The 15,119-nt window shown below is 70.2% G+C and carries 20 protein-coding genes and 1 pseudogene; 8 read left to right on the top strand and 13 right to left on the bottom strand.

The genetic code is table 11. The features are described from left to right. Positions 1-88 precede the first annotated feature (88 nt). The gene (locus ACIBX3_RS59845) at positions 89-1,492 is read right to left on the bottom strand and encodes a DHA2 family efflux MFS transporter permease subunit (protein WP_397129776.1); all 1,404 of its coding nucleotides are present in this window, start codon (positions 1,490-1,492) and stop codon (positions 89-91) included. A 140-nt stretch (positions 1,493-1,632) separates the two neighbouring features. Between ACIBX3_RS59845 and ACIBX3_RS59840 the strand changes: the two genes are divergently transcribed. Further along, positions 1,633-2,115, top strand: a complete 483-nt coding sequence (locus ACIBX3_RS59840; protein ID WP_397129775.1) for a MarR family winged helix-turn-helix transcriptional regulator — start codon at positions 1,633-1,635, stop codon at positions 2,113-2,115. A 65-nt stretch (positions 2,116-2,180) separates the two neighbouring features. Beyond that, a pseudogene (locus ACIBX3_RS59835) lies at positions 2,181-2,471 on the top strand (recombinase family protein); the annotation flags it as partial. A gap of 33 nt (positions 2,472-2,504) precedes the next feature. Here ACIBX3_RS59835 and ACIBX3_RS59830 read toward each other — a convergent pair. Then, positions 2,505-3,227 carry an MBL fold metallo-hydrolase gene (locus ACIBX3_RS59830; protein ID WP_397129778.1) on the bottom strand — a complete coding sequence of 241 codons (723 nt, stop codon included), beginning with the start codon at positions 3,225-3,227 and terminating at the stop codon, positions 2,505-2,507. A gap of 80 nt (positions 3,228-3,307) precedes the next feature. After that, positions 3,308-3,883 carry a dihydrofolate reductase family protein gene (locus ACIBX3_RS59825; RefSeq protein ID WP_397129774.1) on the bottom strand — a complete coding sequence of 192 codons (576 nt, stop codon included), beginning with the start codon at positions 3,881-3,883 and terminating at the stop codon, positions 3,308-3,310. Positions 3,884-3,979: 96 nt separating this feature from the next. On the opposite strand from ACIBX3_RS59825, the gene ACIBX3_RS59820 reads away from it, so the two are divergent. Then, the gene (locus ACIBX3_RS59820; RefSeq protein ID WP_397129773.1) at positions 3,980-4,483 is read left to right on the top strand and encodes a winged helix-turn-helix transcriptional regulator; all 504 of its coding nucleotides are present in this window, start codon (positions 3,980-3,982) and stop codon (positions 4,481-4,483) included. 249 nt (positions 4,484-4,732) lie between these two features. On the opposite strand, the gene ACIBX3_RS59815 is transcribed toward ACIBX3_RS59820, so the two are convergent. Next, positions 4,733-5,401, bottom strand: coding sequence for a response regulator (locus tag ACIBX3_RS59815; RefSeq protein ID WP_397129772.1), 669 nt, complete (start codon positions 5,399-5,401; stop codon positions 4,733-4,735). After that, positions 5,392-6,504, bottom strand: coding sequence for a sensor histidine kinase (locus tag ACIBX3_RS59810; RefSeq protein WP_397129777.1), 1,113 nt, complete (start codon positions 6,502-6,504; stop codon positions 5,392-5,394). The genes ACIBX3_RS59815 and ACIBX3_RS59810 overlap by 10 nt, the downstream gene beginning before the upstream one ends. Before the next feature lie 146 nt (positions 6,505-6,650). On the opposite strand from ACIBX3_RS59810, the gene ACIBX3_RS59805 reads away from it, so the two are divergent. Further along, positions 6,651-8,135 carry a serine hydrolase gene (locus tag ACIBX3_RS59805; protein ID WP_397129771.1) on the top strand — a complete coding sequence of 495 codons (1,485 nt, stop codon included), beginning with the start codon at positions 6,651-6,653 and terminating at the stop codon, positions 8,133-8,135. A 184-nt stretch (positions 8,136-8,319) separates the two neighbouring features. Here ACIBX3_RS59805 and ACIBX3_RS59800 read toward each other — a convergent pair whose 3' ends face one another. Together ACIBX3_RS59800 and ACIBX3_RS59795 are read right to left on the bottom strand one after the other, a co-directional pair. After that, the gene (locus tag ACIBX3_RS59800) at positions 8,320-8,790 is read right to left on the bottom strand and encodes a pyridoxamine 5'-phosphate oxidase family protein (RefSeq protein ID WP_397129770.1); all 471 of its coding nucleotides are present in this window, start codon (positions 8,788-8,790) and stop codon (positions 8,320-8,322) included. A 66-nt stretch (positions 8,791-8,856) separates the two neighbouring features. Next, positions 8,857-9,012, bottom strand: coding sequence for a hypothetical protein (locus tag ACIBX3_RS59795; protein WP_397129769.1), 156 nt, complete (start codon positions 9,010-9,012; stop codon positions 8,857-8,859). Positions 9,013-9,095: 83 nt separating this feature from the next. Between ACIBX3_RS59795 and ACIBX3_RS59790 the strand changes: the two genes are divergently transcribed. Continuing rightward, positions 9,096-9,506 (top strand): cupin domain-containing protein, encoded by a 411-nt coding sequence (locus ACIBX3_RS59790; RefSeq protein ID WP_397129768.1) that lies wholly within the window; start codon positions 9,096-9,098, stop codon positions 9,504-9,506. Positions 9,507-9,649: 143 nt separating this feature from the next. Here ACIBX3_RS59790 and ACIBX3_RS59785 read toward each other — a convergent pair whose 3' ends face one another. Beyond that, complete coding sequence (locus ACIBX3_RS59785; RefSeq protein ID WP_397129767.1) at positions 9,650-10,246, bottom strand: CGNR zinc finger domain-containing protein; 597 nt, start codon at positions 10,244-10,246, stop codon at positions 9,650-9,652. A 33-nt stretch (positions 10,247-10,279) separates the two neighbouring features. Between ACIBX3_RS59785 and ACIBX3_RS59780 the strand changes: the two genes are divergently transcribed. Continuing rightward, positions 10,280-11,161 (top strand): hypothetical protein, encoded by an 882-nt coding sequence (locus ACIBX3_RS59780; protein WP_397129766.1) that lies wholly within the window; start codon positions 10,280-10,282, stop codon positions 11,159-11,161. A 140-nt stretch (positions 11,162-11,301) separates the two neighbouring features. Here the strand turns inward: ACIBX3_RS59780 and ACIBX3_RS59775 are convergent, their stop codons facing one another. After that, positions 11,302-11,643 carry a VOC family protein gene (locus ACIBX3_RS59775; RefSeq protein ID WP_397129765.1) on the bottom strand — a complete coding sequence of 114 codons (342 nt, stop codon included), beginning with the start codon at positions 11,641-11,643 and terminating at the stop codon, positions 11,302-11,304. 86 nt (positions 11,644-11,729) lie between these two features. Between ACIBX3_RS59775 and ACIBX3_RS59770 the strand changes: the two genes are divergently transcribed. Together ACIBX3_RS59770 and ACIBX3_RS59765 are read left to right on the top strand one after the other, a co-directional pair. Next, positions 11,730-12,086 carry an ArsR/SmtB family transcription factor gene (locus ACIBX3_RS59770; RefSeq protein WP_397129764.1) on the top strand — a complete coding sequence of 119 codons (357 nt, stop codon included), beginning with the start codon at positions 11,730-11,732 and terminating at the stop codon, positions 12,084-12,086. Further along, positions 12,083-12,505 carry an SRPBCC domain-containing protein gene (locus tag ACIBX3_RS59765; protein ID WP_397129763.1) on the top strand — a complete coding sequence of 141 codons (423 nt, stop codon included), beginning with the start codon at positions 12,083-12,085 and terminating at the stop codon, positions 12,503-12,505. Before ACIBX3_RS59770 ends, ACIBX3_RS59765 begins: the two co-directional genes overlap by 4 nt. Here ACIBX3_RS59765 and ACIBX3_RS59760 read toward each other — a convergent pair. From ACIBX3_RS59760 to ACIBX3_RS59745, 4 genes are read right to left on the bottom strand one after another with little or no spacing between them, the layout of a single operon-like run. Continuing rightward, positions 12,502-12,714 carry a hypothetical protein gene (locus tag ACIBX3_RS59760; protein WP_397129762.1) on the bottom strand — a complete coding sequence of 71 codons (213 nt, stop codon included), beginning with the start codon at positions 12,712-12,714 and terminating at the stop codon, positions 12,502-12,504. The genes ACIBX3_RS59765 and ACIBX3_RS59760 overlap by 4 nt on opposite strands. 3 nt (positions 12,715-12,717) lie before the next feature. Next, complete coding sequence (locus ACIBX3_RS59755; protein ID WP_397129761.1) at positions 12,718-13,452, bottom strand: alpha/beta fold hydrolase; 735 nt, start codon at positions 13,450-13,452, stop codon at positions 12,718-12,720. Next, a complete protein-coding gene (locus ACIBX3_RS59750; RefSeq protein WP_397129760.1) occupies positions 13,449-14,078 on the bottom strand; it encodes a LysE family translocator in 630 nt (209 codons plus the stop codon). Before ACIBX3_RS59750 ends, ACIBX3_RS59755 begins: the two co-directional genes overlap by 4 nt. Positions 14,079-14,119: 41 nt before the next feature. Beyond that, the gene (locus tag ACIBX3_RS59745) at positions 14,120-15,091 is read right to left on the bottom strand and encodes a helix-turn-helix transcriptional regulator (protein WP_397129759.1); all 972 of its coding nucleotides are present in this window, start codon (positions 15,089-15,091) and stop codon (positions 14,120-14,122) included. Between the last annotated feature and the right edge of the window lie 28 nt (positions 15,092-15,119).

The following is a 15,119-nucleotide window of genomic DNA, read 5'->3' as shown; positions in this document are numbered from 1 at the left end:
ACAATGGCGCCGCCGTCATCAAGCCGCCGCTCGACGCTGCCACTACCAGCGCAGATCCCAACCATGATCGCGAAATGTCACTGGAGTACTAGGCCCGGGTTGGTACAGCCTCTTTGCGCGGCAGCAGGAAACTGACGGCGAAGGTGATGGCGAGCAGGAGGAGGCTGCCCCAGATGGTGGCGGCGAAGGCTGTTGCGTATCCGCCGGTCGGCTCGCCGGCATGTGTGGGCAGCTGAGCGAAGAAGACGGTGCCGAAGAGGGCTACTCCCACGGACGCGCCGAGTTGAGCAATGGTGTTGAACAGGCCGGATCCGGAGGCGGCGTGCCTGGCGGGGACCTTCTCCAGCGTCAGTTGGGCCAGCGGCGCCACGGTCAGCCCCATCCCCAGCCCGCCGACGACGACACCAGGCAAGAAGCTGAGCCAGTTCGTGCCTGGAGTCGCGGAGCCTGCGGCCAGGGCGAGGAGAGTGAAGCCGACAGCCAGAACAACGAGCCCGATCTGCACAGTGGTGCGTCCGAGACGTGGAAGCAGCACAGCTGCGCCGACTCCGGCCGCGATGGTGGTGGCGATCGGCCAGGGCAGGATTGTCAGTCCGGCGCTCATGGGTGTCATGCCGAGGCCGGGCTGAAGGAGTTGCATGAAGGTGAGGAAGAAGCCCATCACCGGGAGGAAGAAGAGGAACTGAATCAGGAGGCCGCCGCCGGCCGAGCGCATCCGGAGAAGCCCGACCTCGATGAGCGGGGACTCCCCTCGACCCGCAAGGCGCCGCTGATGCCGGACGAAGCCGGCCAGGACGATGACGCCCAGGATCATGCTCACGTATGCCCACAGGGGCCAGGGGCGTTCCTCGCTGCCCTTGATGAGCGGGTAGAGGATCAGGACCAGCCCTGCCGACGAGATGAGGACACCGGTGAGGTCAAGGCGTGGCCGTGTGGCGCTCCGCGCCTCCGGCAGGACGGCGGCGGCTGTGAGGAATGCCAGGATGCCGACGGGGACGTTGATCCAGAACACGGTTCGCCAGCCCTGGCCGAACCAGTCGGCTTCCAGCAGGGCCGCACCGAGGATGGGCCCGGTGGCGGCCGCCAGCCCGGACAGGGAGGAGAAGGCCGCCATGGCTCCACCGCGCTCGTGCGGGGCGTACATGAGCTGGATCTGTGAGAGCACCTGGGGAACCATCACCGCGGCGAAGAGGCCCTGGACGATGCGGGCGCATACCAGTACCTCGGCGGTGGGGGCGGCGCCGCACAGGGCGGAAGCGGCGGTGAAGCCCGCGATCCCTGCGAGGAAGACGCGCTTGTAGCCGTACAGATCGCCGAGCCTGGCCCCGGTGATGATGCCCAAGGCGAACGTGAGCGTGTAGCCGGCGAGCATCCACTGCAGATGCGCGGGCGAGGCATCGAGCTCCGCCCGAACAGAGGGCAGCGTGATGTTCACGATGGTGACGTCGAGCAGGTCCATGAAGCTCGCCGGCAGGATGACGACGAGCGCCACTGTTCGCGCTCTGGCGACAGGTGTGGTGGCTGGGGCTGATGTGTCGGTGGACACTTAGGGCTCTCCAGTTCGCAGAGTAGGATCAGATACACTAGCTGCATCACTAAGTATCTGAATTGCGAAGATAAATGGAGCCCAGCATGCCCGTCAAACCGCATGACGACCACGCGGACGAACTGGCCGACCGGATCGTCACGTCCATGACGGACCTCGCCGGAGCCCTGGGACGCCTGAACGACCTGATCGCCCAGCACCTCGGTATCGCCCAGACCGACCTGCTCTGCCTGCACGCCCTTGACCGCGCGGGAACCTCCACCGCCGGCGCGCTCAGCTCCCAGCTCGGGCGCACCACCGGCGCGGTCACGCACATGATCGACCGCCTGGAGAAGGCGGGATACGTCCAGCGTAAGCATGACCCACAAGACCGGCGCCGGGTACTCGTCGAAGCCTCGCCTCCGGGACTCGAACGGATTGCTTCGTTCTACGAGGGGATCGATGCCCGCAGCCGCCGATTGATGGACACCCTTTCTCACGACCAGCTGGTGACGATCCAGACCTTCCTTCTGAGCAGCTATGAAGGCGCCGTCGAAGAGTGTGAACACTTGATCCGGCAGCGGGGATGATGATCCGCCTCGCACCGTCCGTCTACGCCCTCGACCCGACCTGCCTGTAGGTCTTCGAGGAGAGGACCAGCGGCAAGCTCGCCACCGACGACCGGCCAGGCCTCCTGAACGCGCTGGGCCGCATCCGCGAGGGCGACCTGCTGACCGTCCACGAGGTCGACCGGCTCGGCCGCAACCTCCTGGAAGTGCTGATCGTCCTCAACGACCTGTTCCAGCAAGGCATCGGCGTCAAGGTCCTGGAAGGCATCGCAGCCGGCGAGCACACCGGACGGTCCCTGATCCTCGACATCGCGCTCGCCCTGGCCGAGGACCGCCGCAAGCGCGGCGACCGGCGCGTACCGGCTGTGTCGCACACCGAGCGCCACAGGGGCGCCCCGGTCGCGCTCGCTTCATGGGGCGAGGCGCCGGAGTTGCCCTTCGTGTATGCCGCTCACCCACTCCCAGCCAGGCTTGGCCGATGGGCCGACCCGTGGGTCGGCGGGGACTTGGCCGTTCCGCAACGCGAGTACGTACGCCCGATCCTGGTCGATCCGCGCCTGCATCTGGTCGGATCCGCCGACGGAACCGTGGCCAGGGACGACGACATCGACGTCACCCGCCACGCCCTCCAGCAGCCGCAGCGCGGTGAGGTACTCCTCGATCGCGGTGGCGAGGTCTCCGTCGTCGAGCATCGGAACCAGGACATCAGAGAGCATGTCGCCGGCGATGAGAACCCCGCGTTCCTCGATGAACAGCGCCGCGTGGCCCGGTGCGTGCGCCTGATGCTCGATGATCCGGACTTGAGGGCCATCCCAAGGAATCCGCGCCGTTCCGGCGGGCAGGCCGGTAATGAGGCCGAGCAGGTCCAGCGGGACCTGCCCGGCGATCTCCGTCTCGAGCAGGTGGTCGGCGATGCGGGCCTTCGCACCTGCGTCCGACAGCAGATCTCGCATAAAAGCCGCGCAGCGGGCTGTACCGTAACGGGGCGCCTCGCCGAACTCGGCGTGCCAGAGCACGTGATCCCAATCAGGATGCGTCGAGAAGCCTGCCACAACGGGCCGGCCCAACTCGCGAAGGCCGTCCGCGATGGCGACCATCTCGTCGCCCGTTATCCCGGGGTCGACGAGCAACACACCGGCCCGGCCCTGCACCACAACGGTATTGGTCTGCACGAACTCGCTCTCGTGGACCAGCACACCCTCCGCGACCTGCCTCAGCACGAGCTCGCCTCCTTCGCATCCCGGATGGCGTAGCGATGCATCGTGACGCCCTGCTCGAACGATCGCTGCTCGAGCAGGTCGAGGTCGATCGGCAGGTCGTAGTCGTCGAACAGCGGCCTGCCGAAGCCGAGGATGGCGGGATGGGTGAAGAGCAGCAGCTCGTCGAGCAGCCCGGCCCGGAGCAGCTGCGTCGCGATTGCCGCGCCGCCAACCCCGATGGTGCCGTCGGTCTCGGCCCGGAGCGCGGCGAGCTGCTCGATCGCGTCGTCTCCGCCGATGATCCGGGTGTTGTGATCGGCGCTGTGGCGGGTGCGGGAGACGAGAACCTTGGGCTTGGCGGTCCAGATCTCGCCGTACTCACGCATGACATCTGGCAGCGACGCGTCCTCGCGCGCCCGCGGCCAGTACTCCTCCATCGTCTCGTACATGACCCGGCCCTGGACCATCAGGGCGAGCGCCTGCGCCCGGGCATTGAACTCGCGGTGCAGTTCCTCGCCGATGCGCAGCCACTCGCCCGCGCCGTTGTCCCCCGGAACTTGCTCGATCCGCAGGTCGAGGGACACGTTCATCCAATATACGAAGTGGCCCATCATCTCCTCTTCCCATATAGTGATTGCATTCTGCAACTACTATATTGAGGACGAAATACCTGTCAAGGAGGAATCGTGGAACCACGGTCCGGGTGTCCGATCAACGCCGCCGTCGAGGTGCTCGGAGATCGCTGGTCGTTGCTCGTGCTGCGCGACGTCATCTTCGGCGACCGCCGCTACTTTCGGGTGCTGCTCACCGGGTCGATCGAGGGCATCGCTTCGAACATCCTCGCCGACCGCCTCGTGCGGCTCGTCGACGCGGGGATCCTCACCCGCGGCACCGCCGCGCGGGGGCAGCGCGCTCGCTACAGCCTCACTGAAGCCGGTATCCAGACTCTTCCGATCATCTACGCCCTCGGCAACTGGGGCCTCGACTGGCGCCCGGGCAGCGACGAGCTCCGGAGCCGGCAGCAGCTCATGCGCGATGAGGGTCCGGCGTTCATCGAGGAGCTCATGGACGAGCTTCGCGTCCGCCACCTCGGCGCCCCGCCGAAGCCGCACGACGGTCCAGGCGCGTTCGAGCGCCTCGACGCCGCCTACGCCGCGGCCGCCGAGCAGGAACACGTCGATCAACGGTGACGGAACGGCCCCGCCCTGACCTTCTTGGGCTCCGGCAGCCTGCCGTCACCGCGCACAAGACGTCGCCGCCATGGGACAGACACACTGCCCGCCCGACGCCGGATGACTCCGCAACGCCCCAGAGCCGTTGTGAACTCGGACCCTGCCGGATCCCCTGGTTGCCGACGAGGCGGTGCCACGACGCGGTGGCGTACGGCTGTCTTACGCTGATCTTACTGGCGTGCACCTGGTAGACGGCGTGTGGTTGCCCTACACGGTCGGAGCGCTCGGCCCTTGATCATCGAGGTAGCGCAGGATGGCCAGGACCCGGCGGCTGTAGCCGGGATCGCGCGGCAGCTCCAGTTTGTCCATCAGCGAGTGGATATGCTTTTCGACAGTGCTCAACGACACATGCAGGCGTTCGGCGATCGCCGTGTTGACATGGCCCTGGGCGATGTGCCGCAGCACCTCTGTCTCGCGCGGGCTCAGTCTGCTCAGCGGATCGGCGTGAATGGTACGAGTCAGCAGTTGGCGGACCACTTCGGGGTCGAAGGCCGTGCCGCCCGCACGTATCCGCTCCAGCGCGTCGAGGAAGTCGGCCACCTCCGAAACGCGGTCTTTGAGCAGGTAACCCAGGCCCCCGGCATCGCCCGCGAGGAGCCTGGCAGCGTAGGTCTTCTCCACGTACTGCGACAGGACGAGCACGCCAACGCCCGGGTGGCGCTTGCGGATCTCCAGAGCCGCGCGCAGCCCTTCGTCGGTGTGCGTCGGTGGCATGCGTACGTCGATCACCGCGACGTCGGGCGGATGTTCGGCGACCGCTTCGAGTAGCGCCTGCCCGTCGCCAACGGCGGCCACGATCTCATGCCCGGCGTCGGCGAGCAGCCGCGTCAGCCCTTCGCGGAGCAGCACCGAATCGTCGGCCAGAATCAAGCGCACGGGACCTCCTTGGGCAGCGTGGCCGTGATCCTGGTGGGCCCGCCCAGCGGGCTGTCGACGGTGAACGCCCCGTCCAGCGCCCGGACGCGCCTGGCGAGCCCGGACAGCCCTCCGCCGGAGGGGTCGGCGCCACCCGCGCCGTCATCGGAGACCGCCACGCTCACGGTCTGCTCATCCGCGTCCACCACGACCAGGATGTCACGTGCGCCCGCATGCTTGATCGCGTTGCTGATCGCCTCGCGGACGACGAAGTACAGGGCAGTCTCAATCTCGGAGACGGGCCGTTCGACCAGCCCATAACGCACGCTCACCGGCACGCTGGACCGCTCGGCGATGCCCGCGAGCGCGGCATGCAGCCCCAGTTCGTCGAGCGCGGTCGGGTAGATCCGCCAGGCCACGCTGCGCAGCTCGTCCAGGAGCTGGCGTGACTCGGTGTAGGCCTGGGCGACCAACTCGCCGGCCTTGGCCGGGTCGGCGGTGTGCTGCGCGCGGCCAAGCAGCATGGCCAGCGCGATCCCCCGCTGCTGGACACCGTCGTGCAGGTCGCGCTCGATCCTGCGCCGCTCGTCGTCCACGGCGCGGACGATGTCGGACCTGGTGGCGGTCAGCTCGGCGATGCGCCGGCGCATCCGCTCCTGGCCGCTCGGCCCGAGGAGCCGGTCGGCGAGCCAGCGCTCCGCGGCAGCGGCGGCAAGCGCCCCGCCCAAGGGCAGCACGAGCAGGAACCCGCCTGTCAGCAGCCCTATGACGCCGATATTGCTGATCACCTTCACACCGGGAAGGTCAATCGGCACGGACTCGCTTTCGCCGGTGAGCAGGTCCCACAACCCTCCGGACAAGAGCAGGCCGCTTAAGAACAGTCCGGCGGCCATGCCGCACCCGGCCACCAATCCCACGGCGGCACGCACGACGAGAAAGCCGTACCCGCCGTCGGCCGGAGCCGTCCGATGCCCCAGCCACGTGGCGAGCCGTGCCCGTTCGAGTGCCAGCAGCCGCTCCGCGATCCGGTCGCAGGCGGGCCGCATCGCCGGGATCAGGCGGACCGGACCGGCCACGCAGAGGAACACCAACTCGACCACGCCAAGGATCGCACCCACCGACATTCCCACCAAGGTGCGCGCACCACGACGACCTGACACGGCCTGCAGTCTAGGCAGCACAGCACCCGCGCGTTCATAGCGGTTTCCCGTAACGAACGCGGAGGTTTCTCGCAATGGTGCATGGGAGAGGGCCTCAGTAGCTTCGCCAGGTGCTCAAAACCGCCCTTGCTGCAATCTGTCTCGCCCTGGCCCCCAACATTCCCGCGTCGGTCCCCACGTCGGTCCCCACGTCGGTCCCCACGTCGGTCCCCACGTCGGTCCCCACGTCGGTCCCCACGTCGGTCCCCACGTCGGTCCCCACGTCGGTCGACGCCTACGTCGAGGAGTACCGCGCGGCCACGGGCCTGCCTGGCGTCACGGTGGCGATCACGGAACAGGGCAGAGTCATCCACACCGGCGGATACGGCAAGACCGCCACCGGCGAGCCCGTCACAGCCGACACCCCCATGGCGGTGGCCTCGGTCAGCAAGTCCTTCACCGCCTTGGCCGTCATGCAACTGGCCGAGAAGGGCAAGGTCGCCCTCGATCAGCCGGTGCGCCGCTACCTGCCCGAGTTCACGCTGGCCGACCCCCGGGCCGCGAAGATCACCGTACGGCAGCTGCTCAACCAGACCTCCGGCATGGCCGACTCGGCCTTCCACGAGAAGAGCCTGACTCAGCCTCAAACGCTCCAAGGCGCCGTGGCCCGGCTCAGGACGGCCAGGCTCGCCGCGGATCCCGGGACCGCCTTCAGCTACCACAACACCAACTACCAAGTCGCGGCCCGGCTCGTCGAAGTAGTCAGCGGCCAGCCGTTCGCGGCCTACCTCGATGCAAACGTGTTCGAACCCCTCGGCATGCGCAACAGTACGACGATCGACACCGACCGCGACATCCCCGACAGCGCCCGCGGCCACCTGTACGTACTCGGCCAGGCCCTCGCCATGCCGGAGCCCTCCGCGTTCGGCAACGGCTCCGGCGGGGTCATCAGCACCGCCAACGACATGGCCAGGTGGCTGATCGCGCAGAACACCGGTCTCCCGGATCTCCTGTCCCCGCAGAACGTCGAGGAGATGCGCACGGCCTCCAAGCAGAACCAGAACTACGCCCTCGGCTGGATGATCGACAAGACCGAACGCGGCACCCCCGTGCTCGAGCACGGGGGAGACCTGTTCACCTCCACCGCCCACCAACTGCTGATCCCCGGCTCGGGATACGGCATCGCCGTCATGGCCAACACCGGTATGGCCTTCTCCGACGCGCACAACCTCATGACGGGCCTGGTCGCCATCATCGAGGGCGGCACCCCGCGGTTGCCCTCCAGGCAGCCGTTGCTCCCCACCGACGCGCTCTTCGCACTGCTGACCCTGGTGACCATCGGGCTCGCGGTACGGGGCACGACACGTGCCCGGCAATGGGCCGCGCGCCGCACGGGATGGCAGCTATGGCGGCTGGCGCCATACCTGCTCCCGATCGGGTTGTGCGCGACGATCGCCCCGATCCATCGCATACTGGCACGCGGCCGCGACGCCGGCTGGGTCCAACTGGCCTACCTCTACCCGACGTTCATGCTCTGGCTGGTGACGGCCGCGGCCATGGGCCTCACGGTGGTCGCCGCGCGCCTCTGGGGTGCGGCGCGGCTACGACGGCGATGAAGCGTGCGCGGCGGGGGGGCGAGTCATGTGATGTGCCGGCGCGACATGTGACGCGGATGTTCATCGTGGTGCCGTACCGCGCCCTCGATCATCGCGTGCACCTCCGAGGCTGAGGCGCGCAGGATCTGGGAGTGCACGACCATGGACTCGGAGATGATCCGTCCCGACGCCTTTACATTGTAGATTACTCACGGCGGATCTGGCGCACCCCTACCCCCTCACGCCAGGCGTCGATCACGATCTCGTTGCCCTCGACCCGGGTCCACGCCACCTCCGTGAGCTCGATCCTGAACAGGTGCGAGCCCTGATCGGGCAACTGGAACGACGCCAGCGCGTCCGCGTCAGTGATCTCCACAGCCCGCCCCGCCAGCTTCACATCACCCTCCCACGCGGACGGATCCTCGCCCTCCGGAGCGCATGAGGTGACATGGACGGCCATCCGCGGATCGCGCCGCAGATCGAGGGCCTTGACCGCGCGCGGCATCGACCCCGTCCACAGCTCGCCGTCCCTGAAGCTGGTCTCGACGCCGCTGACGCGCGGCGAGCCGTCCTTGCGCAGCGTAGCCAGCACCTTGTGCCGGTAGCCGTCCATCAGCCGCCGCGCCACCGCCGCCAGCTCGGGTGCCTGCCGCTCGAACTCCAGCCAAGAAGCCATGACTCTCATCATGGACGCCGCCGCCGGCAGAATCACGTCGGCGCGGATCCCTTCGTGGAGGGCGCTTCACAAGCCCGTCCGGCGCTCGCCCGGCAGGTTCATCGACGGCGGGCCGGTCATCCGCGCCTTCCTGACCGGGATGATCGGCCGGATCACCGGCACCACGGTGCCGGCCGAGGAGTTCGGGGCGGGCGTCGTGCGGCCTCCTACCGGGTCGTCCACGCCGGATGAGGCGTTCGCCCAGGTCAGCTCCTTGTGGCGGCATGGGGCCGGTGGAAGACTGGATCTGACGGAAGGGGGACGTCATGATCGAGGTCAAGAGCATCGACAAGCCGGACGAGCGCCGCGACTTCCCCAGGGGTCACCTGGAAGTGTGCAACCTGAGCGGGCTGAGCTTCGGCGTGGCCACGTTCGAGCCGGGCTGGCGCTGGTCGGAGTCCGTCAAGCCCATCGCGGGCACGGAATCATGCGAGGTCCACCACAACGGGTTCGTGGTACGGGGACGGCTGCGCCTCCGGATGAACGACGGCACCGAGGCCGAGGTCGGCCCCGGCGAGGTCTTCGTCTGCCCGCCCGGGCACGACGCCTGGGTGGTGGGCGACGAGCAGGCCATCGTCTACGACTTCGCCGGCGGCATGGCCGGCTACGCCAAGGCGTCCGCGAGCGGCCGCACCGAGGAAAGCCTGCGCCCGGGCGACGAGGCCATGGGCTACTGATCAGCCGGCGAGCGCCGGGATCACCGGCCGCCGATCCTCTCAACGCGGCGTGACCGAAGTGACCGCTCCGGCCACGCCGCGTGACCGAAGTGACCGCGCTCCGGCCACGCCGCGTTCGCGCATCGGGGCGACGCGGGCGCAGGTCAGCCGCGGCGGCGGGCGCGGTAGGCGCTGGCCTTGGCGCGGTTCTGGCAGGACAGGCCGCAGAACCGGCGGGAGGCGTTCCTCGTGACGTCGAAGAAGACCAGCTCGCACCCGTCCGCCTCACAGGTCCGCAACCGCACGCCCTGACCGACGCCGATGACCATGGCCAGCGCCGTGGCGGCGTCGGCGGCCCAGGCGTCCGCCAGGCCGGCCCCCGGTGCGTGGAAGGCCAGGATCGGAGGATCGCCGTGCAGGTTGGGCACGGCTCCGTGGCCCGCCAGGGCCTGGTTGAGCATGCCGATCGCGTCCGGAGCGCCGGTGAAGGCCGGGCGCAGCTCGGCGGCCACGCCGGCCAGCCGGTCGGCGTCGGCGGCGGTGATCGGCGGCCGGCCCTCCGGCCCGCCATGCGGCGTCCATCCCTCCCGCGCGACCGCCGCCTCCAGCGCGGCCTTGCGGTCGGCGGGCGGCTCCACCCGGCGGCCGCGGGCGTGGGCGACGGTCAGCTCGTTCACCAGGAGGACGGCGAGCTCCGCCCATCTCCCTACATAACTGTCTATCTGGGATTGACCAGTGATGCGCCAGGCGTCTATCGTCACTGGCATAGTTTATCTAGACAGTGAGGGATTGCCATGAGCGAAATGTCTGGGCTGGCCCGCCGCATGTGGCACCAGCTCGAGCCGGTGCACGCGGTGCTGTACTTCTCGCCGCAGGCGTTCGAAGAGGCCGCCGCGCTCGGCTACGACGTGGAGTCACGCTGGCCGAGCTACTTCGCCTACCGCACGGCCCCGCTCGGGAGGGTGGGCGCGCGGCTGGCCACGGCGGCCTACTACAGCTTCAGCCCGCGCGCCGTGGCCGAGCACATACCGGCCGTGTGGGAGGTCGCCTCGCCCGATCAAGTGCTGAGGGCGCGGCTGACGGCGGTCGACCGGACATACCGGCACCTGCTGGGTGACGGCGCGCCGGCCACGCCGGAGGTGACGGAGGCGGCGGAGCTGGCCAGACGGGCGGCCGAGGGCCTGAGCCTGGCGGGGCGGCCGTTCGCGGCGGCCAACCTGGACCTGCCGTGGCCGGTCGAGCCGCACCTGGTGTTGTGGCAGGCCGCCACCGTGCTGCGCGAGCACCGCGGCGACGGCCACCTGGCGGCGTTGCAGGCCGCGAACCTGGACGGGTGCGAGGCGCTGGTGGCGTTCGCGGCGATCGGGGCCGCGCCCGTGGAGAACTTCGCCGGGCGCGGCTGGAGCGAGGAGGAGTGGGCGGCCGCCCGGGAACGGCTGGCGGCGCGCGGGCTGGTCACCGCCGACGGAGCGGCCACCGAACGCGGACGGGCGCTCCGCGACCAGGTCGAGCGGATGACCGACGAACTGGCGGCCGAGCCGTGGCGGCGTCTCGGCCAAGAGCGCGCCGAGCGGCTGGCGCGGCTCAGCGCCCCGTTCCTCGGCGCGGTCTTCGAAGCCGGGCTGCTGCCCATGACCAGCACGCTCGGCATCACCACCGTCAAGGCCCCCGGCTGAAGGCCGCTGCTCGCCACGGGCGGCCGGACCAGCGCACCCGGACGAGCGCGAGCCCGGCGCGGCGGCCGATGACGGTCGTCAGCGGCAGGCGGCGACGCGTGCGGCGAGGGGCCTGCCGGGCTTCTTCGGCGGGCCGGCCGTCAGGCGAAGCCGGGGGCGGGCTGCCACAGGCCGATCGTGGTGCCCTGGTCGTCGGTGCAGGAGCAACTGCGCCCCGACGTGCCGTCGAGCACCTCGCCGGCGCTGCCGCCCAGCTCGCGCGCACGCCCGGCGACGGCGTCGACGTCGCTCACCCGGTAGTACAGGTTCGGCTGCGCGGACGGCCCGTCCGAGACGAAGCCCATGGGCACGGCCGTGTTGGTGACGTGCAGGTACGTCTCGTGCTCGCGCTTGAACTCCCAGCCGAACAGCGCCCCGTAGAAGGCGGCGGCCCGGTCCAGGTCCTGGACGGACAGGGTATGGTAGCCCAGCTCGACAGACATATACGTACCTCCGCAATAATTGCCGGTATCGTTAAGCATTAACAGCCTAACGGAAGCGGGCAAATATTAACAACAACGTTAACAATGTGGACGCCACGCTGGCCGCCCTCGCCGACCCGACCCGGCGCAAGGTGATCGACCTGCTGCGCGAGGGCCCGCGCCCGGCCGGCGAGCTGGCCCAGGCCGTGCGGATGAGCGCCCCCGCGCTCTCCCGGCATCTGCGCGTGCTGCGGGCCGGCGGGCTCGTCCAGGCCGAGGCCGGCGGGTCGGACGCCCGGCTGCGGCTCTACACGCTGCGGCAGGAGCCGTTCGCGGCGCTGCAGGCGTGGCTGGACCAGGTGCAGGCGTTCTGGGCCGAGCAGCTGGGCTCGTTCAAGGACCACGTCGAGCGCGCCCATCCCGGAGAGGGACACGCCGGACACGCCCCGGAGGACCGTCCGTGAGCTCGGTGCAGGCCAGCGTCACCGTGCCGGTCGACCCGGCGACCGCGTTCCGGATCTTCACCGACGAGATCGACAGCTGGTACGTCCGCGGCCGCCACAGCTGGGTCGACCCCGCCCGCGCCGTCGGCATCCGGTTCGAGGACGGCTACCTGCGCGAGCTGTGGTCCGACGGCGGCCACGTCGACACCGGCAAGATCCTCACCTGGGAGCCGCCGCACCGCCTCGTCTGGGCCGACCTCATCAACGAGACCGGCCGGATGGAGATCGAGGTGGCCTTCAGCCCGGTAGACGGCGGCACCGAGGTGGTGCTGGAGCACCGCGGCCTGGACACGCTGCCCCCGGACGTGGCCGCGCGCATCCGGCGCGGCCTGTCCTGGAACATCGCCCTGCGCTGGTACGCCGACCAGTGGAAGGGCTAGCGCCGGCCGTACTTCTTGTGCACGGCCTGCTTGCTCACGCCGATCGCGTCGGCGATCTGCGCCCACGCCAGGCCCGCCACACGGGCCCGCCGCACCTGGACCGCCTCCAGGCGCTCGATCTCGCGGCGCAGCGCGGTGGTGGCGTGCAGTGCCCGCAGCGGATCGTCGTCCTGCGCCTGCAGCACGAGGCTCGCCAGGTCGTTCGTCATGCACTAAAGGTAATCCAGGAGCAGCCGGTCGATCTCCTCCGGCCGTTCCATGGCGGGCAGGTGCCCGGCCCACTCCAGCTCCACCAGCCGCCCCCGCGGCAGCTCACCGGCCAGGTGGCGGGCACACCGCCCGAACCACGCCAGGTCGTGCGCCCCGGCCACCACCAGCGCCGGCACGTCGATCGCCGACGGCGTCAGCTCGGTCTCCACCTGCTCCGGCTCGGGATCGGCGGCCAACTGCAGCTCGTACGCGTTGCGCTGCATGGCCACCAGCCGCCGCCTGGCCGCGCCGGAGGCGTGCGGCCCGAGGAGGGTGCGCCCGGTCAGCTCGGCCGCCCCGTCGAGGTCGCCCAGTTCCACCAGCCGGTTCTCCTCCTCCCAGTACGCCCGCACGTCGTCCGTGGGCGGCAGGCCGGCGACCGGGTTGAGCAGCACCAGCCGGTCGGCCAGCCCGGCGGCCGCCAGCTCCAGCGCGGCCGGGGTGCCGCCCGACGAACCGACCACCGCCGCCCGGCCCACGCCCAGCCCGGCCAGGACCTCGGCCACGTCCGCCGCGTCGCTGTAGGGGGCCTCCGCGCGGTACGGCGTGCGGCCGTACCCGCGGAAGTCCACCGTGATCACCCGGAACCGCCCGGCCAGGGCCTCCGCCTGGGACTGCCACATGCCGGAGTCTGCCGCCGTCGAGTGCAGCAGCACCACCGGCTCGCCCGCGCCGCGCTCGGCGTGCCAGATCGTCATCGGGACTCCACTGCCAGCCGCACGCCCAGCCCGATCAGCACGACGCCGGAGATCTGCTCCAGCCGGCGCCGGACCGCCGGGCGGCCCAGCAAATCCTTGGCCCGGTCCACCGCCCAGATGAGCAGCCCGTACCAGAGCAGGTCGATCAGCACCCACACCACGGCCAGCGTGACCAGCGTGACGGGCACGTTCTGCCCGGCCGGGACGAACTGCGGCAGGAACGACATCGCGAACACCGCCGCCTTCGGGTTGGCCAGGCACGTCCCGATCCCGGCCAGGTAGGACCCGCGCCGGCCCGGCGCCGTCGCCACCTCGGGCGGCGCCGCGGTGCCGGTCGGCACGGGGCCCTTGCGGGCCTGCCACAGCGACTGGGCGCCCATCACGACCAGCACGACGGCGCCGGCCACCCGCATGACGTCGTAGGCCAGCTGTGAGGCCACCAGCAGCGCCGACAACCCGAACGCGGCGGCCAGGCCCCACAGCAGGATCCCGGTCTCGTTGCCAAGGGTGGCGGCCAGGCCGCTGCCGCGGCCGGATCGGAGGGTCTGGCGCAGGATGATGGCGGTGCTGACCCCGGGCACCATGGCCACCAGGACGCACGCGCCCGCGAAAGCAAGAAGATACATGCCGGAATCCTGACAGAGGCGGTGTCCGGATCTCGCCTGTATTATCCGTACAGCTTGCTCAGCTCGGCGGCCGACTCGCGCATCATCGCGCGCAGCTCGGGCGGCTCCAGCACCTCGACGTCGGCGCCCATGCGCAGCAGCAGCCAGCGGGCGTGCGTGATCGACTCCACCGGCACGGTGAGCGTGAGCCAGCCCTCCGGGTCGGGCTCGCCCGCCGCGGCCAGGGCGACGTCGACGACGTCGCGGCCCATCGTGTACGCCAGCAGTTCACCTCTGCCGGGCGCGAGCTTGATGACGGTCTCGGCGGTGTACATCCGCTCGCGGAACTCCTTGGCGTACGCGCCCCAGAACGCGGCCAGCTCGAAATCGTCCGGCCGCTGGAAGTGCCCGGGCAGCGTCTCCAGCGTCAGGATGCGCGCCACCCGGTACGTGCGCGGCGAGCCGTCCGGCGGGGCCGCCACCAGGTACCAGGAGCCGCCCTTGAGCACCAGCCCGTACGGGTGGATCACCCGGTCGACCTCCTGCTGCCCCCAGCGGCGGTAGGTCATGTGCAGCGGCCGCTGCCCCCACACGGCCTCGGCCACCTCGCTCAGGTGCGGCACGTCGTCACCCGAGCGGTACCAGCTCGGCACGTCCAGCAGGAACCGCTCGCGCATCCGCGAGGCGTGCGAGCGCGGCTCGGGCGGCAGCGCGGCCAGCAGCTTCAGCTCCGCGGTGGCCGCCACCTCCGCCAGCCCCAGCTCCGCCGCCGGCCCCGGCAGGCCTGCCAGGAACAGCGACGAGGCCTCCTGGGCGGTCAGCCCGGTCAGCCGGGTCCGGTAGCCGTCCAGCAGCCGGTAGCCGCCCGCGGGCCCGCGGTCGGCGTAGACCGGCACGCCGGCCGCCGACAGCGCCTCCACGTCGCGGTAGACGGTGCGGACCGACACCTCCAGCTCCTCAGCCAGCTCGGGCGCGGTCATGCGACCGCGCGTCTGCAGGAGCAGAAGCAAGGAGAGCAGGCGGCTGGCGCGCATACCGACCATCGTATTGCGCACATGTGAC

The sequence above is a fragment of the Nonomuraea sp. NPDC049480 genome, from assembly GCF_044465905.1.
Classification (GTDB): Bacteria; Actinomycetota; Actinomycetes; order Streptosporangiales; family Streptosporangiaceae; genus Nonomuraea.
This window is presented reverse-complemented; position numbering and strand designations above follow the sequence as displayed.